1 protein-coding gene is annotated in these 3,613 nt (G+C 68.6%); it reads right to left on the bottom strand.

Annotated elements, in window-relative coordinates; genetic code table 11:
- Nucleotides 1-3,613 (bottom strand): SDR family NAD(P)-dependent oxidoreductase (locus tag ACGFR7_RS37410; RefSeq protein WP_393328529.1); only part of this gene is annotated, 3,613 nt, incomplete at both ends.

Raw genomic sequence — 3,613 nt, 5'->3', positions numbered from 1 at the left:
CAGGCCGTTGGATGCGCCGTCCTGGTTGACGGCGCTGCCCCGTACCACTGCCAGCACCTGGTGCCCGTTGCGTTCCGCGTCCGACAACCGCTCCAGGAGCAGAAGGCCGACACCCTCACCCCAGCCGACGCCGTCGGCCGATTCGGCAAAGGACTTGCAGCGGCCGTCGGGGGCGAGGCCGCGTTGCCGGCTGAACTCGATGAAGGTGGCGGGTGTCGCCATGACGGAAGCCCCGCCCGCCAGTGCCATGTCGCATTCGCCGTTGCGGAGGGCCTGGACGGCCAGGTGCAGAGCGACCAGTGAGGATGAGCAGGCCGTGTCGACCGTGACCGCGGGGCCCTCGAAGCCGAAGGTGTAGGAGATGCGGCCCGAGGCCACACTGTAGGAATTGCCGGTCCCCACGTACCCCTCGAAGCCCGAGGGGGTGTTTTCGAGGAGGCGGCCGCCGTAGTCGCCGTACATGATACCGACAAAGACACCCGTCGAACTGCCCTGCAACTCCTCGGGGTTGATGCCCGAACGCTCGATGACTTCCCAGGAGTTCTCCAGGAGTAGACGCTGCTGCGGGTCGATCGCCAGCGCCTCGCGGGGGCTGATACCGAAGAAGTCGGGGTCGAACTCATCGGCGTCGTAGAGAAAACCGCCGCTACGCGTATAACTCTTGCCTGGGGCATCCGGATCCGGGTCGTACAGGCTCTCGACGTCCCAGCCACGGGTCGACGGGAACTCCCCGATCCCCTCCGAGCCGGTGACGGTGAGCTGCCACAGGTCCTCGGGTGATCGCACGCCACCGGGGTAGCGGCAGGACATCGAGACGATGGCGATCGCCTCGTCGGAAGCGGCGGCCGAGGCGGCGGCGGTGGTGCTGCCGGCCGGTCCGGTTGCCGGCAGCTCCTTGACCAGCCGCGTGCGCAGATGGTCGGCGAGGGAGTTGGCCGAGGGATAGTCGAAGATCAATGTGGCCGGTAGTCGCAGTCCCGTTGCCCTGTTGAGCTGATTGCGCAGCTCGACTGCTGAGAGGGAGTCGAAGCCGAGCTCCTTGAACGCGCGCTGGGGCGCCACGGCGTCGCCGGAACCATGGCCGAGGACAGCCGCGGTGTGGCTGCGCACCAGGTCCAGCAGATGCCGCTCCTGCTCCTCGGTGGTGAGACCGGCGAGGCTGTCGCTCAACGAGGCCTTGCCCGCGCTACGGCGCGCGGACGCGGGAATCAGACCACGGAGTACGGAAGGGATCTCCCCGGAGGCCGCTCTGGTGTGCAGCGTGGCGAGGTCGAGCCGAACCGGGACGAACAGCGACTGCTCCGCGGTCGTGGCCCGCAGGGTGACATCTAGCATCGCCAGCGCCTGCTTGACGGAGAAGGGGATGAGCCCGCCCCGGCCGACCCGTGCCTGATCGGCGCTGTCGAGGTTCTCCGCCATTCCTCCGGCATGCGCCCAGAGGCCCCAGGCCAGGGAAGTGGCGGGCAGCCCCTGGGCCCGGCGGTGGTGGGCGAGTGCGTCCAGGAAGGTGTTGGCGGCGGCGTAGTTGCTCTGTCCGGCGTTCCCGAGGACTCCGGCGGCCGACGAGAACAGTACAAACGCGCCGAGCTCCATGTCCCGGGTCGCCAGGTGCAGGTTCCAGGCGGCGTCGACCTTTGGCCGGAGTACGGATTTCAGGCGCTCGGGTGTGACGGAGCCGACCGTGCCGTCGTCCAGGACGCCGGCCGTGTGGATGACAGCGGTGAGCGGGTGCTCGGGCGGGACGGTGGCAAGCAATGCCCGCAGTTGCACCGGATCGGCGGCATCGCACGCGGCCACGGTCACCTGCGCGCCGAGTACCTCAAGTTCCGAGCGGAGTCGGAGGGCAGCGGGAGAATCGGGACCGCTCCGGCTGCCGAGCAGCAGATGCCGCACACCATACGTCTGCACCAGATGCGCCGCGACGAGACCGCCGAGGCTGCCGGTACCGCCGGTGATGAGTACGGTGCCGTCCGAGGCGATCGGCGAGGGTGAGGGTGCGTCGGTGAAGGACGCCAGGGCGTGCACCAGTCGCGGTGCATGGGCCGTGCCGCCACGGACGGCTGCCTGCGGCTCACCGGAGGTCAGCGCAACATGGACGGAAGTGACAATTGTGTCGCATGAGTCGGGGGTCTCAGGGACATCGGCGCCCACGTCGACGAGCAGCAGCCGGCCCGGATTCTCCGCCTGGGCGGCCCGCACCAGGCCCCAGATCGCGGTTTGGCTGAGGTCGGACAGTGGCTCGTCGCAGTCGACGGCCACCGCCCCCCGGGTGACGACGACCAGCCGGGACGACGCGTACCGGGTGTCGGCCAGCCACTCCTGAACTACACGAAGAACGCGCAGGGTCGCGGCGTGCGTGGCCGCGACGACCTCGTCGGCTACCGGCGCCGGGGCGGTGTTCCAAGGAAGAATGACGGTCTCGGGGACGGGCGTGCCCACGTCGACGGCCAGACCGAGCGCCTCAAGGTCGCGGTACGTGGCGAACGCTGCGCCCGCCGGATCGTCATCATCCATGGGCGCATCGGTGAGGACGACCGCCGACAAGGCGGACGAGGTACGGGAAGGCTGTGCCTCCCAGGCGAGGTGGAACAGCGAGTCGTGGTAATCGGTCTGGAGTGCCGCGAGTTGGTCGACCGCAATGGGCCTGAGGACCAGCGACCGAACGGTGGCGACGGGCGCACCGGCGGCATCGGCGATCGTGAGCGTCATCGCGTCATCGCCGCTCGGGGTCAGCCGCACGCGCAGACTGTCCGCGCCGGAGGCATGGAGCTCGACGCCGGACCAGGAGAAGGGCAACCGCACCGTACTTGACGGCTCTTCACCGATCAGGGAGTCCAGCGCGAGCGGATGAAGGGCGCTGTCGAGGAGCGCGGGATGTACGCCGTACCGATCGGTACCCGAGTCGTCTGGCAAGGCGATGTCCGCGTACAGATCGGCTCCGTGCCGCCATGCGGCCCTGAGTCCCTGGAAGAGGGGGCCGTACTCGTATCCGCCCAGGGCGAGTTGATCGTAGAAGGCTGTGACGTCGACAGCCTTTGCCCCCTCCGGCGGCCAGGTCGCCAATTCCGGCACGGGGGCGACATCGCGGGCCGGAACGGCGGTGATCGCACCGTCGGCGTGGACCGTCCAGGGGCACTCGGGCGCCGGCTGAGAGCCGGTGGCGAGAGAGCGCGAATGGATCAGGATTGTACGGTCACCGTCATCATCAGGTATGCCCACGGTCACGCGGAGCTGGACAGCACCCTGAGTGGGAAGGACGAGCGGGCTCTGCATCATGAGCTCGCGAATCGCCCCGGACCCGGTGCGGTCGGCGGCGTGCAGGGCCAGCTCGATGAGTGCGGTGCCAGGGAAAAGAATGGTCCCGGCGATCGTGTGGTCGGACAGCCAGGGATGCGAGGAGAGCGATACGCGTCCTGTGAACAGGTGGCTGCCGTCGGGGAGTTCAGCCATCGCGCCGAGCAGCGGGTGATCGGAAGCGCTGAGGCCGAGGCTCTCGGCGCTGCCTGCCGTGTCGGGACTGGCGATCCAGTATCGCTTGTGTTGGAAGGGGTAGGTGGGGAGTTCGGTGTGGTGGGCGTTGGTGCCTTTGAAGAATTCGGTCCAGTTGATGTGG

The organism is Streptomyces sp. NPDC048516 (genome assembly GCF_043199875.1).
GTDB lineage: Bacteria > Actinomycetota > Actinomycetes > Streptomycetales > Streptomycetaceae > Streptomyces.
The sequence above is the reverse complement of the archived record's forward strand: the minus strand, read 5'-3'. Positions and strand labels throughout refer to the sequence as shown.